Origin of the sequence: Pseudogracilibacillus sp. SE30717A, from assembly GCF_037071985.1 — a bacterium.
In the GTDB taxonomy this organism is placed as follows: Bacteria; Bacillota; Bacilli; order Bacillales; family Amphibacillaceae; genus Pseudogracilibacillus.
Genome location: NZ_JAXHDF010000001.1, coordinates 363278 through 387043, shown reverse-complemented (window position 1 = coordinate 387043; position 23766 = coordinate 363278). Strand labels below are relative to the sequence as shown.

General features: G+C 35.8%; 23 protein-coding genes. 18 read left to right on the top strand and 5 right to left on the bottom strand.

The window, feature by feature from the left end; all coding sequences use genetic code 11:
• Positions 1-66: 66 nt before the first annotated feature.
• Positions 67-630: a GNAT family N-acetyltransferase gene (locus SPD48_RS01760; RefSeq protein WP_336256517.1), complete on the bottom strand. Its 564-nt coding sequence runs from the start codon at positions 628-630 to the stop codon at positions 67-69.
• 302 nt (positions 631-932) lie between these two features.
• The gene (locus tag SPD48_RS01755) at positions 933-2597 is read right to left on the bottom strand and encodes an FMN-binding glutamate synthase family protein (RefSeq protein WP_336256332.1); all 1665 of its coding nucleotides are present in this window, start codon (positions 2595-2597) and stop codon (positions 933-935) included.
• 578 nt (positions 2598-3175) lie between these two features.
• Between SPD48_RS01755 and SPD48_RS01750 the strand changes: the two genes are divergently transcribed.
• The 7 genes from SPD48_RS01750 (at position 3176) to SPD48_RS01720 (ending at position 11226) form a co-directional block, all read left to right on the top strand.
• On the top strand, positions 3176-4639 hold the full coding sequence (locus SPD48_RS01750; protein ID WP_336256331.1) for an OmpA family protein: 1464 nt from the start codon (positions 3176-3178) through the stop codon (positions 4637-4639).
• Positions 4640-4660: 21 nt separating this feature from the next.
• Positions 4661-5701, top strand: coding sequence for a hypothetical protein (locus tag SPD48_RS01745; protein WP_336256330.1), 1041 nt, complete (start codon positions 4661-4663; stop codon positions 5699-5701).
• Between the two features lie 14 nt (positions 5702-5715).
• Positions 5716-6588, top strand: a complete 873-nt coding sequence (locus tag SPD48_RS01740) for a hypothetical protein (RefSeq protein ID WP_336256328.1) — start codon at positions 5716-5718, stop codon at positions 6586-6588.
• Between the two features lie 146 nt (positions 6589-6734).
• Positions 6735-7877 carry a hydroxymethylglutaryl-CoA reductase, degradative gene (locus SPD48_RS01735; RefSeq protein WP_336256326.1) on the top strand — a complete coding sequence of 381 codons (1143 nt, stop codon included), beginning with the start codon at positions 6735-6737 and terminating at the stop codon, positions 7875-7877.
• A gap of 139 nt (positions 7878-8016) precedes the next feature.
• Positions 8017-8256, top strand: coding sequence for a hypothetical protein (locus tag SPD48_RS01730; RefSeq protein ID WP_336256325.1), 240 nt, complete (start codon positions 8017-8019; stop codon positions 8254-8256).
• Complete coding sequence (locus SPD48_RS01725) at positions 8257-9606, top strand: tripartite tricarboxylate transporter permease (RefSeq protein ID WP_336256324.1); 1350 nt, start codon at positions 8257-8259, stop codon at positions 9604-9606.
• A gap of 747 nt (positions 9607-10353) precedes the next feature.
• Positions 10354-11226, top strand: a complete 873-nt coding sequence (locus SPD48_RS01720) for a pirin family protein (protein ID WP_336256323.1) — start codon at positions 10354-10356, stop codon at positions 11224-11226.
• A 197-nt stretch (positions 11227-11423) separates the two neighbouring features.
• Here the strand turns inward: SPD48_RS01720 and SPD48_RS01715 are convergent, their stop codons facing one another.
• From SPD48_RS01715 to SPD48_RS01705, 3 genes are all read right to left on the bottom strand, one after another.
• Positions 11424-12152: a FixH family protein gene (locus tag SPD48_RS01715; protein ID WP_336256322.1), complete on the bottom strand. Its 729-nt coding sequence runs from the start codon at positions 12150-12152 to the stop codon at positions 11424-11426.
• Positions 12153-12224: 72 nt separating this feature from the next.
• Positions 12225-12815 carry an SCO family protein gene (locus tag SPD48_RS01710; protein ID WP_336256321.1) on the bottom strand — a complete coding sequence of 197 codons (591 nt, stop codon included), beginning with the start codon at positions 12813-12815 and terminating at the stop codon, positions 12225-12227.
• A 35-nt stretch (positions 12816-12850) separates the two neighbouring features.
• On the bottom strand, positions 12851-13423 hold the full coding sequence (locus SPD48_RS01705; protein WP_336256320.1) for a DeoR family transcriptional regulator: 573 nt from the start codon (positions 13421-13423) through the stop codon (positions 12851-12853).
• A gap of 280 nt (positions 13424-13703) precedes the next feature.
• Between SPD48_RS01705 and SPD48_RS01700 the strand changes: the two genes are divergently transcribed.
• From SPD48_RS01700 to SPD48_RS01650, 11 genes are all read left to right on the top strand, one after another.
• On the top strand, positions 13704-15056 hold the full coding sequence (locus SPD48_RS01700) for a YjiH family protein (protein WP_336256319.1): 1353 nt from the start codon (positions 13704-13706) through the stop codon (positions 15054-15056).
• 165 nt (positions 15057-15221) lie between these two features.
• The gene (locus tag SPD48_RS01695) at positions 15222-15557 is read left to right on the top strand and encodes a DUF3870 domain-containing protein (RefSeq protein WP_336256318.1); all 336 of its coding nucleotides are present in this window, start codon (positions 15222-15224) and stop codon (positions 15555-15557) included.
• Between the two features lie 252 nt (positions 15558-15809).
• Complete coding sequence (locus SPD48_RS01690; protein ID WP_336256317.1) at positions 15810-16841, top strand: DctP family TRAP transporter solute-binding subunit; 1032 nt, start codon at positions 15810-15812, stop codon at positions 16839-16841.
• Between the two features lie 106 nt (positions 16842-16947).
• Positions 16948-17442 (top strand): TRAP transporter small permease, encoded by a 495-nt coding sequence (locus SPD48_RS01685; protein ID WP_336256316.1) that lies wholly within the window; start codon positions 16948-16950, stop codon positions 17440-17442.
• The gene (locus SPD48_RS01680) at positions 17423-18694 is read left to right on the top strand and encodes a TRAP transporter large permease (protein WP_336256315.1); all 1272 of its coding nucleotides are present in this window, start codon (positions 17423-17425) and stop codon (positions 18692-18694) included. Before SPD48_RS01685 ends, SPD48_RS01680 begins: the two co-directional genes overlap by 20 nt.
• Positions 18695-18728: 34 nt before the next feature.
• A complete protein-coding gene (locus SPD48_RS01675; protein WP_336256314.1) occupies positions 18729-19874 on the top strand; it encodes a muconate/chloromuconate family cycloisomerase in 1146 nt (381 codons plus the stop codon).
• Positions 19871-20338, top strand: coding sequence for a DUF3237 domain-containing protein (locus SPD48_RS01670; RefSeq protein ID WP_336256313.1), 468 nt, complete (start codon positions 19871-19873; stop codon positions 20336-20338). The genes SPD48_RS01675 and SPD48_RS01670 overlap by 4 nt, the downstream gene beginning before the upstream one ends.
• A gap of 12 nt (positions 20339-20350) precedes the next feature.
• The gene (locus SPD48_RS01665) at positions 20351-21202 is read left to right on the top strand and encodes an alpha/beta hydrolase (RefSeq protein ID WP_336256312.1); all 852 of its coding nucleotides are present in this window, start codon (positions 20351-20353) and stop codon (positions 21200-21202) included.
• Positions 21202-21897: a CoA transferase subunit A gene (locus SPD48_RS01660; protein ID WP_336256311.1), complete on the top strand. Its 696-nt coding sequence runs from the start codon at positions 21202-21204 to the stop codon at positions 21895-21897. The genes SPD48_RS01665 and SPD48_RS01660 overlap by 1 nt, the downstream gene beginning before the upstream one ends.
• Positions 21887-22537 (top strand): 3-oxoacid CoA-transferase subunit B, encoded by a 651-nt coding sequence (locus tag SPD48_RS01655; protein ID WP_336256310.1) that lies wholly within the window; start codon positions 21887-21889, stop codon positions 22535-22537. Before SPD48_RS01660 ends, SPD48_RS01655 begins: the two co-directional genes overlap by 11 nt.
• Positions 22534-23739, top strand: a complete 1206-nt coding sequence (locus SPD48_RS01650) for a 3-oxoadipyl-CoA thiolase (protein WP_336256309.1) — start codon at positions 22534-22536, stop codon at positions 23737-23739. Before SPD48_RS01655 ends, SPD48_RS01650 begins: the two co-directional genes overlap by 4 nt.
• Positions 23740-23766: the final 27 nt, after the last annotated feature.

The window sequence follows — 23766 nt, the reverse complement described above, 5'->3', positions numbered from 1 at the left end:
AAAAAAATCTGAATTTGTCCGAGGCAAGGCTGCTATACTGTCCCCTCTTTATTTTGTTATCAATGATTATCTTAATAAGTTCATATTCACAAATGTATTTTTTATGGAATGGTACTCTCTATCTAGGATGCTCATGAATACATCTGTTTCATATTTTCTATTAATAAATGCTCCTTCTCTTTCTATTCCTTCTTGAATAAAACCACATTTCTTATAGCATTTTATTGCCCTTTTATTATATTGGAGGACTCGTAAATCAACTCTATGCAAATTTAATTCGGTAAATGCGTAATGTAAAACTAATTGTGTAACTTCCGTTCCTAGGCCTTTTCCCCAAATAGAAGGATCAAATAGCCCAACTGCATACCTTGCTCGATTGTCCTCTTCATTTACTGATAATCTAGCTTGGCCAACACAACGCCCTTCAAATTCAACACACCATTCAAGTTTGTTAGATTGAATGGCTTCGATAAAATGAATTGCATCTAGCATTGTTTTAGAGGATAAATTAGTTGTATCTCCTCCATACATTCGGACAAGTTCTTTATTCACTTCGACGTTTAAATAGTCCGTCACATCACTTTCTTTTGGCGGTCGTAACAATAGTTTACTTCCTTTTATTACAGGCACATCGTTCAATAATGGTCATCCCCTAAATCAGTATTTATAACTATATGCTAAAATATTTAAAAAGTTTACCACTCAAAACAACCGTGCGAAATTCGAATAGTATTATGCAGATCGAAACAGTGATTTCCAATCGTACTGTAGTTTAATTCGACATGTAAGAATTAGGTACTTAACCAGAATATTAGTGAATTTTTTTAATAAAAAATAGGGATACATTTTAGTCTGCATCCCTACATGTTGTATATTTATATTTATTTTTTCAAAAAATAATTTATTACCTGAACAGACAAGCCACTTTTCATTTAACTCCCTACTAATTCCTTCTTTTTTTCAGTTTCTTCATGCGGAAGTTTGCTTATATCTTCTATTTTAGTTATATGAACTGGATGGTCAACTTTAACAAAATCTTCTACCTTGTTTACATCATTATTCGCTTCTCTTAGTGCAATATGACGCCTATTAAATTTAGAGGGAGAATCAATTCCACACGATGCTCCTAACATAAATAGACCCTCTCTCATTGTTCGTAAATAGTTAGCGGTACGGAAACGTTTTTCCTGTACGCTAACTCCTGCTTCTAGATGTGGCAAGTGAGAAGTAATTCCTACTGGACAAAGGTTTGTATGGCATTTACCTGCATTTATACAACCAACCGTGTTCATTGCTGCTCGGGCTACATAGATAAGGTCTGCTCCAAGCGATAAAGCGACGGCCATTTTGTCTGCAGTAGCTAACATTCCTGATGCAAAAATTTTCACTTTATCTCGAACATCGTATCTTCGTAATGTTCGATCTAAAATGTGGATGCCCGAATAAATTGGAAGTCCAAGACTATCAGCCATTTCTTGATAGGTTGCCCCTGTTCCCCCTTCTGCACCGTCAATTGCAATAAAGTCAGGATGTTCTCCAGTTTCCTTAATATATCGTGCTAACTCTTCAAAAGAATCATTGTCACCAGCTACTACTTTAATACCAACTGGTTTACCAGTTATTTCTTGCCAATGTGTTATCCAATTAAATAGCCCTTCCATGTCAGAAAATAATGGGGAGCGATTTGGACTTTCCACGTCCTTGCCCATTTCTATACCTCTAATTTGAGCAATTTCTGGCGTTATTTTTTCTTTAGGTAGTTTCCCACCCCGAACCTTTGCCCCTTGAGCTAATTTTAATTCAATTGCTTTTACTTCAGGACGTAAGGCATTTTTTAAAAATGTTTCTTCACAGTATAAACCATCTTTTCGAGCACCAAAAAGACCAGAACCAATTTGGAAGATTAAATTTGCTGTTTTTTCTTCTAATACGTTTTGTTCCACAAGTTGATCCAGATGGAACATAATCCCTTTTCCAAAACGTTCTTCTAAATCAAAATTGGAACTATTTGGATGTTCCTCCAGATAATCAACTACTTTTTCACTTAGTCGATCTCTAAGTTCTTGATCTCTGTTAACTACTTCATATACTTTGGATAGATGGTACGGAGATATACCACCCTCTCCTGTGTTCATAAAACTTCCTCCGCCAATCGCAACGCCTTGTGCGAGGGCTTTTACGGCACTTTTAGATAGCGCTCCATAACTCATTGCAGAAACACCAACTAACCCCTTAACATGAAAGGGATGTTTTCTATTTTCACCGAGAATGATTTGATTTTCATCTGTTAAATGCCAAGGTTGGAGTTGAACTTGATTTCGTTTTTCTTTCCTGCTCGTTACAGATTCATTCAAAATTTGATACGTATATGACTGGTACCGTTTCTTGTTATCAACACTTAATTCATTTACGTTTAACGGGAACATGGAATTCGTTAAATAAAAGCTAGTTTTAGAAAAGTCTTTCTTCGATCCAAATCCAATTACCGTGTTTGCGTATTTGCCCGCTTTAGCAATTGCTTCCTGTGTATCCCGATCGACTGGTTTTCCTTCTTTGTCATTTAAGAACCAATATTGTCGAAACTCTGGCCCTACCATCTCAAAAATATATCGTAGTCTACCTAGGACAGGGTGAGTTTTTAGTATAGAGTGCTGATTTTGATACTTATCTTTAATAAATAAGTAAATTAAGAGAATAATAATTCCATAGAAAAGTATTAAAGGTAATAACTTAAAAATGGACATAAATATTGATATGAATATTGACAGTTTAATCACCTCATCTTCATCATATCACCATTTTATTTATCTTAAAGTCTCATATGTAGATATTCGTCCTTTATCTAAAAAAAGTATAAGACTAATGCTTTTTTAGCATTAATTAGATTGATAAATTTAATGTCGAAAAATGTTCTGTGAAAAACGACAATCACATATATGGAGAGAAAGTTTTCCATATATATAGATAATTAAGCCTTGTAAAATAGTTTAGCCTTTCTTTTGTTTGTTCTAAAAGACCCGCCTATGCGTAATTTACAGGTTAAAACGAGAATAAAGTCCTGTGTTTTTTTCCTCATGTTTGCAAAAGGTAATTTTGCTATGCTAAAAATGGACTTTTAACGTTGATATAAAGCATAGTTAGTAGGTATAAATTATGTTATTTAGGAGGTACGAAAATGAATAAAGCCCCTTATTATCTCTTCTTATTTATTATTCCTTTTTTTCTGCTTGGTTGTTCGATGCTACCAACATTTAATAAGGAAAAGGAAGAAAAGGAAGTTGCGGAAGAGGTAGAAGAAAATAACGAGGCAACTGAAGTAAAGGAAGTAGAGGAGCCAGAAGAATCGGAGGTAGAAGAAGAGACTACTGAAGAAGAAGAGCCTGAAAGCCTTCATACCCAAGGGGATTACGATATATATATTGGCGGGGAAGTAATTGAAACAGAGGATAAAATTATCATTGAAGGCGAAAGTAATTTAATTCCTGGTTCTCGGGTAGTAGGTGAAGTATCTGTTGGTAAAAATGTAAGGTATTTTATTAATCCTACCGTAAAGGACTTTGATTATTTAGCGGATACGAGTGAAATCGTAAATGATGATGGTACCTTTTATATGGAATTAGAACACCCTAACCTTGATCAAGAAACAGAAGTATCCGTAAAATTCCATTTCGATGGCCAACAAAATGATGATGTTATAAGACATTACGGGGATCGAGGCCAAAAATTAGAAGGTCCTTACATATATAAACATCAAGGCGAAGTTGGAGGCAGAGGCCCAGATAATATTTATCAGAAAGCCGAAGTGAAAACGATCTTTACACCGGAGAAGGAGAAAGCGGTTAGACAATTTAAAGAGCCTGATTGGTATGAAGAAATTGATGATATTGGAGATTCGCGAGTATGGATAGAAGTGGATGAAATAAATGATGATGGTGAATATTTTTATGTCCACGGACGAAGTAACTTGATTGAGGGAAGTCGAGTGATCATTAAACGACAAAATCAAGAAGCTGAGGCGATGGTAAATCCAGACGGTTCTTTTAATTTTAAGTTTGATTATGAGTATAAAGAGGATGTTCCTTTTAAAATTGTTTTTGATCCGAATGATTATCAGTGGAATATTGTTGAGGAAACCTACGGTGCAAAAGGGCAAAAGCTTGTTGGGAATTTAGTTGAAACAAATGAATATAACAATAACCAAACAATTGTATTTGAGATTGAACATGAATCACAAGAGATCGATGTACCAGACAATGTTGAGTTAGAGATAGATGGCTCTGAAGTAACAATGTTGGTTCCAGATAATATTCTTTTTGATTATGATAAATATGAATTGAAAAAAGAAGCAAAAGAGACATTAAAAGAAATTAGTAAGACATTAGAAAGTTCTTTTAATAAAAAGGATCTTGATATTACCATTAATGGCCATACAGACAACAAAGGGTCGAAGGAATATAATGAAAAGTTGTCCAAACAAAGAGCGGACGAAGTCAAAAAGTATTTTGAAAGTCAGTTAAAAGCTTCAGAGATCCAGTTTACAACTGAAGGATATGGAGACACGAAACCGATAGCTTCAAATGATACGGAAGAAGGTCAAGCCAAAAATAGAAGAGTAGAAATTATTATTAATCTAAAGTAAAAAAAGGAGGGTCAATTAGTAATGAAAAAAAATTACTTAATTATAGGTATATTATTCTTAACATTACTTTTTACAGCCGGTTGTGGGCAAATTGTTGGGCAAATTGTCGATGGGGATTCAAGTTCCAATGAAGAAAAAGAAAGTACAGAAGCAAAAGCAGATAAAGATTCAAAAAAGTCCAATAAACTAGGAGACTATCAGATAGAATTTAGTGGAGAAGTAATTGAAGAAGATGGTCGGTTTATAGTGGAGGGTCAAAGTAACTTACTTCCGGGATCTAGAGTTGTTGGAGAAGTTATTGTGGATGAAGGTGAAACGGTCTTTTCAGATACATCAGAGCTGATAGAAGAAGATGGTAGTTTTTATATGGACCTTGAACACCATCAATATGGTGATGCAGAAATAGTGATTCGCTTTGATTTTGAAGGTGTGCAAGAAGATGAGATTAAAAGACATTATGGAGAAAAGGGACAAAAATTAGAAGGTCCATTTATTTACAAGCATGAAACATATGATGGTATTTTGAATAAAGCGGAGGTAAAGCTTAATTATACGTCTGGTGGAGGAAATGATTTAACGCTTAAAGCTCCAGAGTGGAATGAGCTTCCAGAAGATTATGGGGATCCAAGAGTATGGCTTGAAATTGATGATATTACAGAAGATGGTGAGTTCTTCTATGTCTCGGGCCGTAGTAACATATTAGAAGGAAGCACCATTGAAGTAAGCTACCAATATAATCGAGGAAAAACACAAATTAAGCCTGACGGGTCTTTTGATTTAAAGTTTGACTATGAATATTTAGAAGATAAAGAAATTGTAATCACATTTGAACCATCAAGTTGGCAATGGAATGAGATTGAAGAGGCATATGGTTCAACAGGTCAAAAATTAATAGGTAACTTAGTTGTTTCTGATAAGTACAATACAGATAAACAGTATATTGAAAAGCGTATCCCTTGGGACAATAAGTCTGCAAAAAGTAGTGATAACAAAGGTGAATCAGATGATGATTCTAACGAGACAGAAGAAGAGGCAGACTTAGAAGAGACGGATGAAGAATAGAGAGTAGGGTACTGATGAAGAATTTTAACAAAATAACAGTTTTCATATTGCTCGTTGCATCCATTATGTTATTTGCAAGCTGTGGAAAAAAGTCAGGTAGTCCAGAGGTATATTTGGGTGGAAAAGTAACTGAAAAAGGCGATAAAATCATTGTTGAAGGTGAGAGTAATTTAATCGAAGGATCAAGAGTTATTGGTAAAGTTATTGTAAACGAAGATGAAGTACTTTCAGATACGACTGAACTCGTCGATAAAAAAGGCAAATTCAAAATGGAATTAGATCATCATCAATATGGTGATGCAGAAGTGATCATTTTATTTGACTTTCTGCAAAGTTATCAGGAAGAGGAAATTGTCGAACATTACGGTGAAGGCGGAGAGAAACTGGAAGGACCTTATGTTTATTTAGATGAACATTGGGACGTGGATAAAGTAAATAAGAAGGCAGAGGTAAGATTGCCACTAAACGCTGATGAAAATGAAACAAAACATGTCTTTGCCGAACAAGAGTGGGGCAAGAAACCGAAGGATTATGGAGAAACCCGGGTATGGTTTGAAGTAGATGAAATAACAGAAGATGGGGAATACTTTTATTTAAAAGGCAGAACGAATATGCTTGAAGGAAGTAATATTAGAGCTTGGTATTCAGATCGTTCAAGTGCTAGAGATGACACAAGAGTAAACCCGGATGGTACCTTTGATTTTAAGATTGAGTATAAATATTCGGAAGACCCATACTTCATCATCAAATATGATCCTTACAATTCACAGTGGGAAACAATTAGAGAAGCTTATGGCTATGATGGAGAAAAGTTAGTTGGAAATCTTGTTGAAACGTCCAATGGATCACAATACTTAGAAGCTACAATTGAATATGAACATGAATAGAGTAAAAAAAGCTGCTTGAGAATATTCTTAAGCAGCTTTTTTTGGTGCGTTCGTTCTTATGGAAAAAAACATCATATTTTGTACTATGATGAAACATCGTTGAATATGATTTACTAAAGACTATAAATAATTTAGGAGGCACCATTTTGAATTCACGTATTCCTAATTTTTATAAACTAAATCCACAACAAAGAGTAGATGAAATAACGCGATCTTTAAAAATTACAAAGGAAGAATGGGAAAAGTTACATGAAAAAGGATTGACACTAGAAGAAGCAGATAAAATGATTGAAAATGTTATCGGGATCATGCCTGTACCTTTAGGGGTAGCAGCAAATTTTAAAATAGACGGAAAAGATGTTTTTATCCCAATGGCAACAGAAGAACCTTCTGTAGTTGCAGCAGCTAGTCATGCCGCAAAATTGGCTTATGACCAAGGTGGTTTCTATACTTCCTCTACCGGATCAGTTATGCGTGGACAAATTCAAATCATACATGTAAAAAAACCATATTATACGATGGCAAAAATTTATGAAAATAAAGATTTAATCCTTCAGGTTTGTAATCAACAAGATGAAACACTTGTTGCACTTGGAGGAGGGGCAATTGATGTAAAGGTCGATGTCTTATCTGAATTAAATATGCTCATTATTCACGTATTCGTAGACACTAAAGATGCGATGGGCGCAAATGTTGTTAATACGATGTTAGAAAATGTAACTCCTACGATTGAGGCTATTACGGAGGAGGAAGTTGGAATAAGAATCATTTCAAATTTAGCAGATCGTAGAATTGTTCGAGCCACAGCTACGTTTCATAATTATCTAAGTGAAATAAATACACAGAAATTTATCCAGGCATACGAATTGGCAAAATTCGATCCTTATCGGGCAGCAACACATAATAAAGGAATAATGAATGGAATATCGGCAGTTGCATTGGCAACTGGAAATGATACGAGAGCAATAGAAGCAGGAGCCCATGCTTTTGCAGCGAGATCTGGACATTATAAGACGTTATCACATTGGGAGATTGATAAAAATAACAATATTGTAGGGACGATTGAACTACCACTTGCTGTAGGAATTATTGGGGGAGCAACGATGTCGAACCCTGTAGCAAAATTATCTATAAAGATGATGAGGATTAGTCATGCAGAGCAGCTTGCAAAAATTATGGCAGCGACTGGATTGGCGCAAAACTTTGCAGCATTATCTGCACTTGTTACTGAAGGGATTCAAAAAGGACATATGAAGCTACATGCCCGAAAATTTAGCAAGGATGGCTGAGCAAATACAAATGAAATTGAATTCATCGTGCAAAAAATAGAAGGAAGCGGTATAATTTCATTTGATAAGATAAAGGAAATTGTCAAATCAATAAAAGAAAATAAATAGTATGAAAAGACTTTTTTTCGGAGGTGTGAAAATGAACGATGAAAATAAAAATTATGTAGAAGTATGGGAAGATAATGTAAAAGTTAAAGATCTCCTTATCTCTATGCTGCTTTGTATAGGCTTATCGCTTGGAGGATATATAATTGCACCTGGAGAAGCACCGCAACCTTTGATTTTCGGTCTTAGTGGAGGGGTAATTGGATTTATAATTAGTAGCATTATTATAAAGCCAAAGCGAAAAATAATTCAGTTAGAAGAGGATGAGAAATAAATGGATGGAGTAATAATACTTCAGATGATATTGGCAGGTATTGGTGGCGCTATTATCTATACGCTAATCGGTATTGCCCCTGGAACTGACGAAACGGCAGTATTGGCACCTGTTACAATAGCGCTTGCACTTTCTGGTGTTTCGCCATATGTTATTTTGTCATTTTTTATTGCTGCGATTGTAGCAAAAAAATTAACGGATTCAATTCCTGTTGCTATAGCAGGAATTCCTGGTGGTGTGATGGCCGCACCAATGGTAGAACATGCGATGGTATTAAAAAAGCATGGTTTACCAGATGTCAGTATTCGAAAAATGGCGTCTGGTTCCGTCATTGGAACACTCGTGTCGATTCCAGTTAGTTTTATCATTGCAAATATTATTCTTAAGTATTCAGAAACAATAAGTGAATATGCTGGTCTTATATTTTTCTTAGGGGCCGTTTTTTTAGCATTAATGGCAAAAAATAAACTATTATCTTTGTTAATGATTTTACCTTTCGCAATATTAATTCAAGGGTTAAGGCATTTGTATTGGGGATTAGAAATTGTACCTCCCGAGACAAACGTATTTGTTTCTTTTTTCTTAGGAATCACTATTGGTCCTATCGTTATAACTCTTTTTGACTTACTTAATAAAGATACGCGTAATAAGTTGCCGAAATTAGGAGATAAAGAAATTACCGTTAAAAAGTCAGAGCAAATTAAAGGAATTCCCAATCCATTTACTATATTAACGAAGAAAGAAAGTGCTACTTCGGCTCTCGGTAGTGTAATTGGTTCGATAACCTTTTTTCTCACCCCTGTAGGGATGACGGTGTTTCTTGGAGAGCTTTTAACGAGACATATTAAAGATCCAGTACAAAGAGCATCTCGAGCCATTTCAACAATGGATGGACTCACGAATGCGTCCTACATATCTGGAACTTTAATTCCATTATTAGCAATTGGATTGCCTTTGTCACCTATGGCGATCGGTCCAGCAGCCGGCTTATTTAATGCCCCACCTGTTTTTACACCTGAACATAATATTCATCATATTTTATCGATGGGTGAAATTATGACAGCGACAATTATTGGTGCAATCATTGCGTTACTTATTACATTTTATATAACGATTAAGTTTTCTAGTGAGATTTGTACATTTGTATTTAAATATATACCACACGAAGCGTTAATTGGTTTGTTCGCCGGGCTTGTCGTTATGTTAGCATACATGGATGCGGGTTGGATTAATATATTTGGGACGTTCTTAGTTGCAATTGTTTCAGGGTTCCTTTTTAGAAATGGTGTTAATTATGGTGTAATGTTTATGATTTTATATGCGGCACCGTGGGTTATGGGCTGGTTTTAATCTAATGTACAGAAAAGTTGTTGACGTTTACTCTCGACAACTTTTTCTATTATTATAAAGACTCTTAGCACAAAAGATATAAACTGTGCAGTTAAAATTGAGGGATGAACTGATTAACTGCTGCGGAAATATGTTCCGCTTTCCATGGGCGGCTGTTGAGCCTCCTTGTGCTTCGCACTGCGTAGTCTCATCTAGGTCTATGCTCCCATAGGAGTCTCCACATATTTCCTCCGCTCGGATGGTCACTGTTTACATAACTTAGAAATAGACAACCATAATCCTTTCTTTTACAAGCGTAGGAAAAATACGAAGACTCCTGCAGGAATAGCGCGAGTCCGAAGATCCCTGTAGCTTCTCGTTAACGAGAAACTACAGAAGCTGAGGCCGTGCCTGCGGAAAGCGAAGTATTTTTCCGTAGCAACTTTAAAAATTTAATAAAAGTGATGCAATTATTGCGAAGTTCATATCCCAACGATAAAATATCTTGGAATATAGTTGTATTTTCGAGCAACCAGTTACTCGAAAATCAACTAAGGAAGGGGAGCCTTAAACTCCCTAATACTATCAAGGTTTAATTATCTATTTCACGTAGATAATTAATTATATATAGGGAAAGAAAATTACAGATCTCCATGGCAATTTCAAAATATATTTATGCATATATCATATCGTTTGGATATTTCTAAATATGATTTAACATCGTTATAAGCATCCAAAATAACTGATAATAAGTGAGGAGTAAATATAATGGAAAAGACCGAACTATTTCAAAGAGATATTAAAGATTACTGGTATGTAACTTACAATAATAATGGGTATCCTCATGTTCAACAAGGATTTGTGCTTCCACCACATAGGAAAGAGGAATTCGATCCATTTATTCTGATGGCTGATGACTGGTTTAAACGAGGAACCTTTTCCGATCATCCTCATCGAGGATTTCAAACGATTACTTATGTAATTGATGGACGTTTGGAACATATCGATAATGGTGGAGGATATTCTATTTTAGATGCTGGTGATGTTCAATATATGAATGCAGGAAGTGGAGCGAGGCACGCAGAGGAAGCAGTAGATGATGACCTTATCCATACATTACAATTGTGGTTGAACTTACCAAAAAAATTAAAACAGACAAAAACATCTTATCAAAACATTTATTTAGAAGATGCACCAGTAGTTAATTTTGAGGGCGGTTATGTAAGAGTATACTCAGGGAATTTAGCTGGAGTAAACGGTCCATTAAATAGCCTGGTGCCAATTACAATGTCTGAAATTTATTTACAAAAAGGTGCAACATATACACATATTTTACCAGAAAACCATAACGCATTTATGTACATGTTGGCAGGTGAAGTAGAGGCAGGTACTAGCAAAACGAAGATAGGAAAAACAGGTACTGGCCTTCTGACATATAAAGAAAATGGAGACGAGAAATCGAAGAGCGAATTACTAATTACAGCAAATTCTCGAGCGAAAATGCTCATTTATTCTGGGGTGCCAATTAAAGAAAGCTATGTAGCTCGAGGACCTTTTGTTATGAATACTTTAGAAGAGATTAAACAAGCTTATGAAGATTTTAGAAATGGAAAATTTGGCCCACCGGCTATTAAAGAATAAAAAGTTAAATGGAATTATATATGCATCAACCTAGCAAAAATAATTAGGTTTCTACTTTACAGCTTTTCAACCAAAGCTCAAGTAACATTCCCTTTGAAACAAGAAAAGAGAAATCCGAATTGTTCAATTTATGTTGATAAAGTCGTTCGGATTTCTCTATGACTCAACTACTTAAGTTACGGCTTTTGTCATCACAACTATTTTACTTCAATTTCATATTCCGCATGTTCGTGTAAATCTTTATTATCTTTAACGTGAATCTGGATATGGTATTTACCCGCTTCTTCGAATGAATGTTGACCGACATATTCTCCCGCCTCGGTTTCTTCCGCATCTACCCAAAAAGTACTATCTTCTTCGCCATCTGGCCAGACTTCATAACGGACGTTTGCATCTTCAAGTGACTCTTCATCTAGCGTTAAATGAACCATTAATTCTGTTTCTTTTCCTGTTGCTATGTCTTCAGGTTCCGTAAAATGCATATCGAATCCTTCTGTGTGGAACTCACTATCGTCCTGCTCCTCATCATAATTGCCACCTTCGCCTACTGTTATCGATTTTTTAGGCATAGTGTGCTGACTTTGTGCATCTGTATGAGCATACATTTCAAAAACTCCATCGTGGTTAAAGGTGTATTCAGTTGTATAGGTTCCATCGCCATTATTTTCAGCTTCAATCAATTCACTATTTTCCTGGTCTCCCGTTTCCCATACTTCAAATTTAACCGTGGCATCTTTTTCAACTTCATCACCATATGTGACATTTGCTTTTAGTTCAATTGTTTCCCCAACATCTACAGTTTCAGGAACAATAAAGTCAACTTCTACAATCAGTAATTCTTCGTTTTCGTCTTTCTTATTTCCTCCACATGCTACTAAAAGTAATAATGAAAGAACAGTTATGAATAAGAACAATTTATTTTTCACTTTCTCACCCTCCAAATGGTTAAAATATTACCATGTATCCCAGTTCACTATGTTTTCTACAAATGCAGCAATTTAAAGTAGGTCTTCTTCCTGCAGTTTTGTTAAATCCTCAATAATATCTTCACTGCTGCGGCTGTCAATTCCATCATATCCCTTAACTACTTTTCCTTCTGGACTTACTAGAAAGAAGCGAGTGTCATGCAGCACCTGGTCACCATTTTCTGGCTCTTTTAAAGGAGCACGAAAAGACTTAATAGATAACTCTCTAATTTGTTTAAAATCATATCCTGTTAAAAAGCTCCATGTTTCAAAATTTGCTCCATATTGTTCTCCGTATTCTTTTAACACTTCTGGAGAATCGAATCCAGGGTCTACACTAAAAGATACAAATCGGATATTAATATCTTTACTATCTAATTCTTTTTGAAGTTCTGCCATATTATGTGTCATTGGCAAACAAACTGTTTCACAATTAGTAAAAATAAAATCCGCAATCCACCATTCTCCATTCAAATCGGATAAGCCGAGTGTCTCATCATCTTGAGTTGTAAATGAAAAATCAGCAACTTTCTCTGACATATCTGTTTCAATAGGAAGCTTATTGCAAGCACTTAGGAAGAGAATCGTTCCTATCAGGCTAATTAAAGTGAGCCACTTTCTCATCATTTTCCTCCTTATGTAAATATGATGAAGCTTAGTTAATCGAAACAACAAGAGGTTCCTTTCATTTTTTTAAATACTACTTCCATTGCATCTTTCATGGAGTAAACTGAGCCGCCAAACCCCTTCACAAACTTCTCTGCATGTTCTTGCCATTCAAAAGTTATTACTTGCGGCTGACAACATCCAAGATCTATAGAAGTGTCCATTACAAACGAGGCAAGTTGTGCACTGATGGTCGTCTGTCTAAAAAAATCATAACATATTGCTTGAACGACCTCATTACCTAGCTGTTTGTGACGTAACAATCCACAATGGGCACAGCATGCAATTTCAATTTTATTATTTGGTAAAATTAAACGATAAGCTAACTTTTCCTTGATAGGACGACTGCAATAAATACACATATCATTTGCTTGAAATGAAGTCGTATCTGGTAGTGAGACACCACCAAATGTTTTTATAACTTCCCCTTTCTCTACAAGTGGCTTTAAATCACGATGAATGGTCATCTCTGAAACACCAAGTTCCGTACTTAAATCGGAAATTTTAACATTCTTCTTTGTTTGAACCAATTCTTTAATTCGGTGAAGTCGTTCTACAGGTAACATATAATAACCTCCCCTAATCAATATATGTGGATTATAACAACTTTAAACATACCATAACATAATTTCACATATACTTCTCAACGGAATAATGAATTCTCTGTGAAAAAAATGTGACATAATACATATTAAATCAAGTACATTTAGAATTTTTTGAAATTAATTATTGGGTAAAAAAGGATTTGAAAGTATGCTAGTAACGTGTTAAAATTTCTATTGTCTAATGAATATATATTATCATTTTTGTATAAATATTTACGTGAATTGTAGGAGTTGGAAAGAGATGAAGAAGGAAAGTACGTATTCAGTTGGAAATTATTTAAAATTTATTATCCCATCTCTATTAGGGGTGTTTTTATTAATGGTACCTATTTCCGTGAATGGGGAGGTAACATTAGTAGTAGCTATTTGGGCTGATTTTATTGATAAATATTTAGGCACTGCCATGCCTGCTATCGCTGTTTCATTAATATGTATTTCTTTTATTTTAGCACTATTTACGACGATTTTTCGTCCACAATTTATAATGAATAATAGTTTTACAAGATCGCTATTTTTTGTGGGACCAATTGCTCTTACAACAAGAGGTTTAGGAACTGCATTTGGTATACTTTCTCTATTACAAATTGGACCAGAGTGGATATGGTCTGATGATACAGGGGGAAACATCTTATTTGGTTTATTGACGACATTAGTGGCAATATTTTTCTTTGCTGGTTATGTTCTTCCGTTGCTCCTTGATTTCGGATTGCTTGAACTATTCGGAACGATTATGAGAAAAGTTATGCGGCCGATCTTTACTTTACCAGGTCGCTCATCGATCGATAGTCTTGTATCATGGTTAGGTGATGGAACAATTGGTGTAATGCTTACGAACAAACAATATGAAGAAGGGTATTATACAAAGCGGGAAGCGGCTGTAATTGGGACAACTTTTTCCCTCGTTTCCATCGATTTTACCATTGTAGTTTTACTTGAATTAGATTTAGGCCATATGTTTCTTCCTTATTACGGAACGATTATCGTTGCAGGTTTAGCGGCGGCATTAATTATGCCACGTATACCACCACTATCAAGAAAAGCCGATACATTTTATGAAAAAGCTGTCCCTCATGAAGAAGAGCAAGTTCCTAAAAACACTTCTTTATGGAAATTAGGGCTACATCAGGCAGCTGATCGCGCTAAAAATATTACAAGTTTTATTCCTGTTCTAAAAGGCGGTACTCAAAATGTATTAACCATGTGGCTTGAAGTCGTGCCAGTAGTAATGGCAATAGGTACAATAGCGACGATTATTGCGGAATATACACCAGTGTTTACTTGGCTAGGTGCTCCATTTGTTCCAATCCTAAATCTATTGCAAATTCCGGAAGCTACTGCTGCAGCCCAAACGGTCGTTGTAGGTTTTGCAGATATGTTTCTACCAGCCATTCTTGGAAGCGGGATTGAAAGTGAAATGACTCGTTTTGTAATAGGCTGTTTATCGGTAACCCAGTTAATATACATGTCAGAGGTCGGAGCATTATTGCTAGGGTCAAAATTACCTTTAAATCTAAAGGATTTAATCATTATCTTCATTTTGCGGACGTTAATTACATTGCCAATTATTGCATTAATTGCGCATATTATTTATTGAATACCGGGATTGAATGGGTTTGAAAGTACAAGTGCAATGGTAAAACATTGCTTTGTACTGTAAACTAGATTCAAAGAAGTGTTTTTAAGACTTTAATAGATTTGTTTATCGGTTTCTGAAGTAGACAAATAGCTATTATATTCTTATTCAGAGAGGAGAAAAAAATTGTCGAAAGATGAAATGGCAACAATAATTGTAACGGCATATGCAAAAGCACCGCAAAACACATCAGTCTATGAGGCTTATAAACATATTGGTATTGTTCTGGAAATAGATCGAAAAACGAGGAAAATAGTAGATGCTGAGTTTACTTTGCTTACGAATTTAGCAAAAGATTACTTTAAAAGACTATTTATTGGTTATTGTATGGATGATGGTGTGGAAGGGATCTTGAAAAAGATAGATAAATGTTACTTTGCTCCATCAATGAATAGTTTTAATGTTGCGTTAAAATCTGCTTTCAGAAGATATGAAGAAAGAGCAAAACAGCATCTAAATTAAAGGATTGACAAACTAATAATCACATAGTACTATTAAAATTACAAGATATTCAAATATTAAGAAAAACACAATTTTGAATTCATAGAGGCGTTTAACCTCTATTTTAATTTAAGATACTCAGTTTTTCTGAACGTGGAATGGACATATTCTGTCTTTCTGCCTCAGTAAAATTGGGTATTTTTTGTGTTTTAAGGGGGGATTACAAGCAATTAATAAAATGATTTAGTGACCAAAAATATGAGGAGGATTTATATGAAATTAAGAATGTTTATAAGTATTGTGATGGTAGTATCTTTACTGGTGGGTTGTTCGTCTGGTACGACAAATAATGAAAGCGAAACCAAGGACACTGATAATCAGGAAACAATAAAAATTAGATTTTCACATGTTAGTACACCGACAAGTTTAAAAGGAGTAGCTACTGAAAAGTTTGCGGAACTAGTTGAGGAAAAAACGGATGGTGCAGTTAAAGTTGAAGTGTATCCATCAAGTCAATTATATGGTGACAATGATGAACTGGATGCTTTAATAGCAGGAAATGTTGAAATGATTAATCCATCCGTTTCTAAATTAGTTAAATTAGATAAACGTTGGCAATATACTGATATGCCGTTTCTTTTCCAAAGTACGGAACACGTTTACGACTTTTTTGATAGTGATTTAGGAAAAGTTTTATTGGAGAGCGATAGATTAATAGATAATGGAATTATAGGTTTAACTTTTTGGGCAAACGGTTTCAAAAACTTCTCGAACGATAAACAAGAAATTTCTTCACCAGAAGATTTTAAAGGTATGAAGTTTAGAACTCAGGCAGGTAATGTAATTGAATCGCAATTTAGAGCATTGGGAGCAGGTGCTACTACGATCCCGTGGGGGGAGACATATTCTGCATTACAACAAGGTGTAGCAGATGGAGCGGAAGTTACTGCTGATTTGATGAGTAGTGCTAATTTCCATGAAGTTCAAGAACATTTAACAATAAGTGAGCATGGACGACTTGATTTAGCTGTTTTAGTAAATAAAGAGTTTTGGGAAGGTCTTCCAGATGATATTAGAGATCAGATTAATGAAGCCTTAGAAGAAGCTACTGAATATGAGAGACAGCTTGCCTTAGAGTTTAATGATAAAAGTATTCAAGAATTAAAAGATGGTGGCATGAAGGTTAAAGAGTTGAGCAGTGAAGAAAAAGAAAAGTTAGAGCAAGCATTACAGCCTGTTTATGATGAGTTTAGAGAAGAAATTACTCCAGAATTAATTGATGGAATAAAAGGTTTAGCACAGTAAACCAACCGTATCAACGGAAATTTTTTCTGATCAGTTGGTTCTCCTTTTCGCCATAGAGAACCAACTGCTAAGTTTTAATTGAACCCATCTAGAGAGGAGAAGGAATATGGGTAGACTGAATAAGTATTGGACATTATTGGAAGATGTTCTTACTGGAATATTTTTTATTAGTGGCTTAGGACTAATTTTTTATGGAGTAATTCTTCGCTACGTATTTAAGACCCCTAAACCATGGGTTGAGGAAATTTCGATGTATTGTGTTCTTTGGGGAATACTTTTTGGATTATCAATCGCTTTACGAAATAACCAGCATATATCGATAGATCTATTTTATGATAAATTATCACCGACGATAAAACGCGTTGTAGACATTATCGCTAATTTTGTCGGTGTCGTATTTTGTGTTTGCTTAGTTTATTATAGTGCTGTTCTAGTTGTTTCAACACATAAAACCGGTATGGTATCAATGACAGTAGGAATACCAATGTGGTTGGTATACTTGATACTTCCCCTTTCGGGATTTTTCTTTCTCATTCGATTTATTGAGCGATTCATTAAAAATATGAGAAAGGCGGGAACGTATGATTCTTCTTCTATTTAGTATCTTTTTCGTCATGCTTATACTACGGATACCAATAGGGATAAGTTTAGCAGTATCTAGTAGTATCGTATTAGTTTTAAGCGGTTTTAATTTATCCATGTTTCCCCAAAAAATGTTTACTGCAATGGAAAGCTTTCCTTTATTAGCTATTCCAGGCTTTGTAACAGCAGGAGTAATATTAGCCAGGGGAGGATTAACGAAATATTTAATTAATGCATTAGAAGCTTGGTTGGGACATTTACCAGGCGGATTAGCAATAGTCACTGTATTAACATGTACAATCTTTGCAGCAATTTCTGGTTCTAGTCCGGCAACAGCTGCGGCAGTTGGATCGATTATGATTCCTGCAATGGTAAATAACGGTTATGACAAAAAGTATGCCATGGGATTAGTAGCAGCGTCCGGAACATTGGGGATGTTAATTCCTCCCAGTATCGTATTAATTATGTTTGGAATTATTGCTGAAATATCAATTGGAAAGCTATTTATTGCAGGGGTCATTCCCGGCATATTTTTATCAGGGGTTTTACTAGCTTCCGCAATATTTTATGCTCGGAAAAATAATTATAAATCCATGAAAAAGGCTAGTTGGGAAGAAAAGAAAAAACATACATTCAAAGCGGTTTGGGGAATGTTGCTGCCTATTATTATTATGGGAAGTATTTATACGGGGATAGCGACACCTACTGAGTCATCGATTATAGCGGTAGTGTACGGAATTATAGTATCGGCATTTGTTTATAAGGAGCTAAAATTTAGAGATACCCGAACTATCTTAGTAGAATCCATTAACGTAACTTCAATGATATTTTTAATCATTGGTGGAGCAAGTTTACTTAGTCTTTTTCTAACGAATGAGCAAATACCTGTAGCCTTAGGAGAATGGTTAGGAACGATTAACTTAAATAAATGGGGATTCTTTATATTAACAGGAATTTTATTTTTGATTTTAGGTGTCTTTTTAGAATCAGTTTCTATTATTTTAATTACACTTCCAATCTTGTTACCTATGGTTTATTACTTTGGTATTGATCCATTTCATTTTGCAATTGTTATGACTATTAATTTAGAGATTGGTATGATCACTCCGCCTGTGGGACTTAATTTATTTGTAGTTTCAGGTATAACCCGTGAAAAAGTAGAAGATGTAGTGAAAGGTGTTTTTCCGTTTATTATATTATTAATTTTAGCTTTAATCTTAGTAATAATTTTCCCTTCTATTTCATTGTGGCTAACAGAGTTTATGAAATAAAGCAGAAAATAAATGATGTGAAAGGAATTTGTAGATGAAGAACAATAAAACGTATATAAGTAAAGTAACAACTGATTTGTTAGATATCCCGATCAAAAGGCCTCATCAATTTTCGACAGAGAAGGTGTCTACCAAAAGCTTTGTATTATTAAAAATTGAATTAAGTAACGGTATTGTTGGGATTGGAGAAGGAACGACACCAGGAATATGGTGGAATGGCGAAAGTGTAGAAACGATGAAACTTGTCATTGATAAATACGTAACACCGATCCTTATTGGCGAAAGTCCGGAGTATATTGAAAGAATTCTACAAGTGATTAACAGACAAATACGAGTAAATCCTTTTGCTAAAGCGACAGTTGAAATGGCTTTATTTGATGCATTAGGGAAATTATATCAGGCTCCAGTTCATCAATTACTCGGCAGTCTATATCAGGATAAAGTCGCTGTACGATGGGCTCTTGCTTCAGGAACGGAAGATGGAGATATTGAAGAAGCTAAAGGGTATGTTGCAAATAAGATGTATGCCAACTTTAAGACGAAATCAGGTAAGGAAGCACCTGATGCAGATGCAGAACGTAATATTCGCATAGCGGAAGGAATTAAAGGAATCTCTTCCATCGGTATTGATCCAAACGGATCTTGGGATCGAATTACAACAATGAAATGGATGGATCGCTTTTTTGATGCGGGAATTAACTTTTTAGAACAGCCACTTGATCCGCGTGATATAGAAGGAGCGGCAATGCTTGTCGATATGAAAAAAGTTCCAGTAATGGCAGATGAGAGCTTAGCGACTGTTGAAGATGCATATACATTAGCGAAGGAAAAGGCAGCAAATATATTCTCCTTAAAAGTCCATAAATCTGGTGGAATGAAAAATACAATTAAAATTGCTGGTATTGCAGAAGCAGCAGGTATTTCTTGTTTTGGAGGAACGTCTTTGGAAAGCTCAATTGGAACGGCAGCTTGTTTACACGCAGTAGCTTCTATTCCTAATTTAGACTATGGAAGTGAATTTTTTGGTCCAACATGGCTTGCAGATGATCCGGTAAAAGAACCGTTACTGATTAAAGATGGTTTTATCCATGTGCCTAACAAACCGGGTCTCGGAGTGGAGCTAGATGAGGAGAAAGTTAAAAAATATCGCCGAAAAGAACAAGGAGAAGTGATTGTATGAGACATTTAGAGGCTCCGGAACTTTCATTTCTATGTGATATGGAATTAACAGTTGAAGGCGCCCATTTACCTGGAAAAACACCGATCGGAAATAGACGGATTATTCGTGTGACAGGCGGTAAATTGCGTGGCGAAAAGTTAACTGCTGAGGTCATTCCAGGGGGAGATGATTGGATTACTGTTCGAGAAGATGGAACGATAATCCAAGATGTACGTATCCTTTTACAGACGGAAGATAATGCATTGATTTTAATGACATATCGCGGGGTTCGGACTGGCTCAAAAGAGGTCTTGGGGAGACTGGATGCTGGTGAAGACGTAGACCCAAGTGAATATTACTTTAGAACAGCACCAATTTTTGAAACAGCAGATCCAAAATATGATTGGTTAAATCGCAGAATATTCATCTCAAATGGTATTCGTTTACCTAATGGAGTTAATTATTCTATTTATACAGTTGAATAAGATGGAGGGTAGATGAGAAACGTGAAACAAAAAATTAAAACAAAGAATGGTCGGACGCTTTACATTAATGATACACCCGGTGATAAAGGGACAATTATTGCCGCACACGGTTTAACCGGTAATCATAAACAATTTTACCATTATCAAAAAGCATTAACTGGTCAATATCGTTTTATAAGTTATGACATTTTAGGACGAGGAAATAGCGATGGAGCAATAGAAGAAACATCTATTTTTTCCCATGCAAATGATTTAATCGATCTCATTGAAACGCTGGAAATAGAACGGCCTATTTTAATGGGGTATTCAATGGGAGCATATATATGTTCACTTGTAGCAAGTAAATTATCACAAGTAGAAGCGCTCATACTGCTAGATGGTGCTGGGGAAGCAGACGATACTTCTAGACAACTTGTGTTGCCCTCTCTGAATAGGCTATCAAAAGTGTATAGTACAGAACAATCCTATGTTGATGAAGTAGAAGGTCTTTATACAAACTTAAAAGTACACTGGAATGAAACGTTGGCTGAAATAGTTAAATATGATATTGAACAGGATAAAAACGGGTGGACACATAAGTCAGACCCAATCTTAATTGAACAGGATTTTGAGAGTTTTTATACGTTTAAACCAGAGGAAGTTTTCCCACAAGTTTCGGCACATTCACTATTATTTATTGCAACTGGTAAAATAGCAGACAAAGCTCCTTTATTTCAGGAGGCAGGTTATGAGAAAGCAAGAAAGCTAGTCTCAACAATGGAAACAAAATATACAGATGTTAACCATTATGAACTTGTTTTTAATGAACAGCCTGAAATTATTAGTCAAATTGAAATGTTTTTAGCAACAAAGGGAGTGAAGTAATGGGCTTAGCAAAAGAAGTGAACGCAAAAGATATTATAAAACGTGTTAAATCGGGAGATACGTTAATGGTTGGTGGATTTGGTCTGATTGGAAGTCCTTTGACATTAATCGATGCCTTAATCGAACATAATGCAACAGATTTAACGATTATAAGTAATAATGTAGGGGAGGCTGGGGAAGGATTAGGCCTATTATTACGACAAGGAAAGATTAAAAAAGCGATTGGTTCTTATTTTACAAGCAATCGTGAAGCGGTGCAATATTACAATGAAGGTAAATTAGACATTGAGCTACTTCCTCAAGGAACAATGTCTGAAGCAATTCGGGCAGGTGGGGCTGGAATCGGTGGGTTTTATACGAAGACAGCAGTTGGAACAGAACTTGCTAAAGGCAAAGAAACAAAAGTGATAGATGGAGAAACGTACTTATTTGAAAAGGCGCTTAAAGCAGACGTTGCACTTATTCGAGCTTATAAAGCTGATACAAAGGGGAATCTAGTATATTATAAAACCGCGAGAAATTTTAACCCTAACATGGCGACCGCAGCGAAGTTTGTTATCGCGGAAGTAGATCAAATTGTGGAAGAAGGCGAACTTTCACCGGAAGAAATCGTTACGCCCCATTTATATGTTGATGCCATTGTAAAAAGTGAACTTATTTTAACAAAGGAAGGGGTAGTAGAGCATGGGTCCTAAAGAAATGATTGCAAAACGTACAGCCGAAGAGCTCGCTCCTCATTCGGTTGTTAACCTCGGTATTGGAATTCCTACCCTTGTAGCCGATTTTTTGAATAAAGAGGACTATTATTTACACACAGAAAATGGTCTTTTAGGTGTAACATCTGTGAGCGAGGAAGATATTGATCCTTTGCTTGTAAATGCGGGAAAACTCCCTGTTGGGGAAGCAATCGGCGCCTGTTATTTTCATAGTGCAGATTCATTCGCCATGATTCGTGGCGGTCACGTAGATGTGGCTATTTTGGGTGCGCTTCAAGTAGATGAAAGTGGAATTGTCGCTAATTGGGCAGTTCCAGGCAAAGGAATTATTGGTGTCGGAGGAGCAATGGATTTACTCACAGGCGCAAATAAAATTATTATTACGATGGGGCATGTATCAAAAGATGGCTCGCCGAAATTTGTAGATAAATGTTCGCTTCCTATTACTTCTACTCGAAAAGCAGATATGATTATTACAGATTTAGCAGTGTTTAAATGGAAAGAAACTGGCTATGAACTTATTGAGCTAATGGGAGATACGTCTTTAGAAGAAGTAGAGAAAAATACTACGGCAAAATATACCGTAAGTGAAGCACTGCAAAAGGAGAAAAGCAAATGAGCGAAGTAGTTATTATAGATGCAGTTCGTACACCAATTGGTAGATATAACGGTGCTTTAAAAGATGTTCGACCAGATGATCTAGGTGCTATCGTTATAAAAGCATTGCTAGATAGAAATCCAAACTTACCTGGACAGGAAATTGATGATGTTATTTTTGGAAATGCGAATGGAGCTGGAGAAGAGAATCGAAATGTCGCCCGTATGTCACTTTTATTAGCGGGATTACCTCAAACTGTAAGTGGAACAACGATTAACCGTCTTTGTGGATCAGGGCTTGACGCGATTAGCATGGGAGCTAGATCTATTTTAGCTGGTGAACAAGATATCGTTATTGCAGGTGGAACGGAGAGTATGACCCGCGCTCCTTTTGTCATGAAGAAGCCTGAATCTCCTTTTCCAAGAGGAAATATGGAAATGATTGATACGACGATTGGCTGGCGTTTTGTAAATCCAAAATTACATGACATGTATGGAACTGATTCCATGCCTGAAACAGCTGAAAATGTGGCTAAACGTTTCAACATTTCTCGGGAAGTGCAGGATGAATTTGCTGTACGGAGCCAGGAAAAAGCACGAATTGCGATGGAAAATAATCGTTTTAAAGAAGAAATTGTACCTGTTATTTATCAAGATAGAAAAGGGAATAAAATTGTAATTGATCTAGATGAACATCCTCGTCCAACAACTACAATTGAGAAGTTAAGCAAGTTGAAACCACTATTCTCGGAAGGAACGGTTACGGCTGGGAACGCATCTGGTATTAATGATGGTGCCTCCGCAGTACTATTAATGAGTCGTACACGAGCAAAAGAACTTGGTTTAACACCAATGGCAAAGTTTGTTTCATCAGCAACAGCGGGCGTGGAGCCTGCAGTTATGGGGCTTGGTCCAATTAATTCGACCAAAAAATTAATGGAAAAATCCAGCTTATCGGCAGGTGATTTTGATCTTATTGAGATTAACGAAGCCTTTGCATCTCAATCGATCGAATGTGTAAAACAGCTAGACTTGGATATGGAAAAAGTTAATGTAAATGGTGGTGCAATTGCTTTAGGCCATCCATTAGGTGCAAGTGGAGCAAGAATTCTAACAACACTTGTGCATGAAATGAAAAAATGTAATGCCAAAAGAGGTTTAGCGACTATGTGTATCGGAGTTGGGCAAGGAATCTCTGTTGCTATTGAAAATGTAAATGAATAAGAAAATAAAAAACATTAAGCAGGAAAT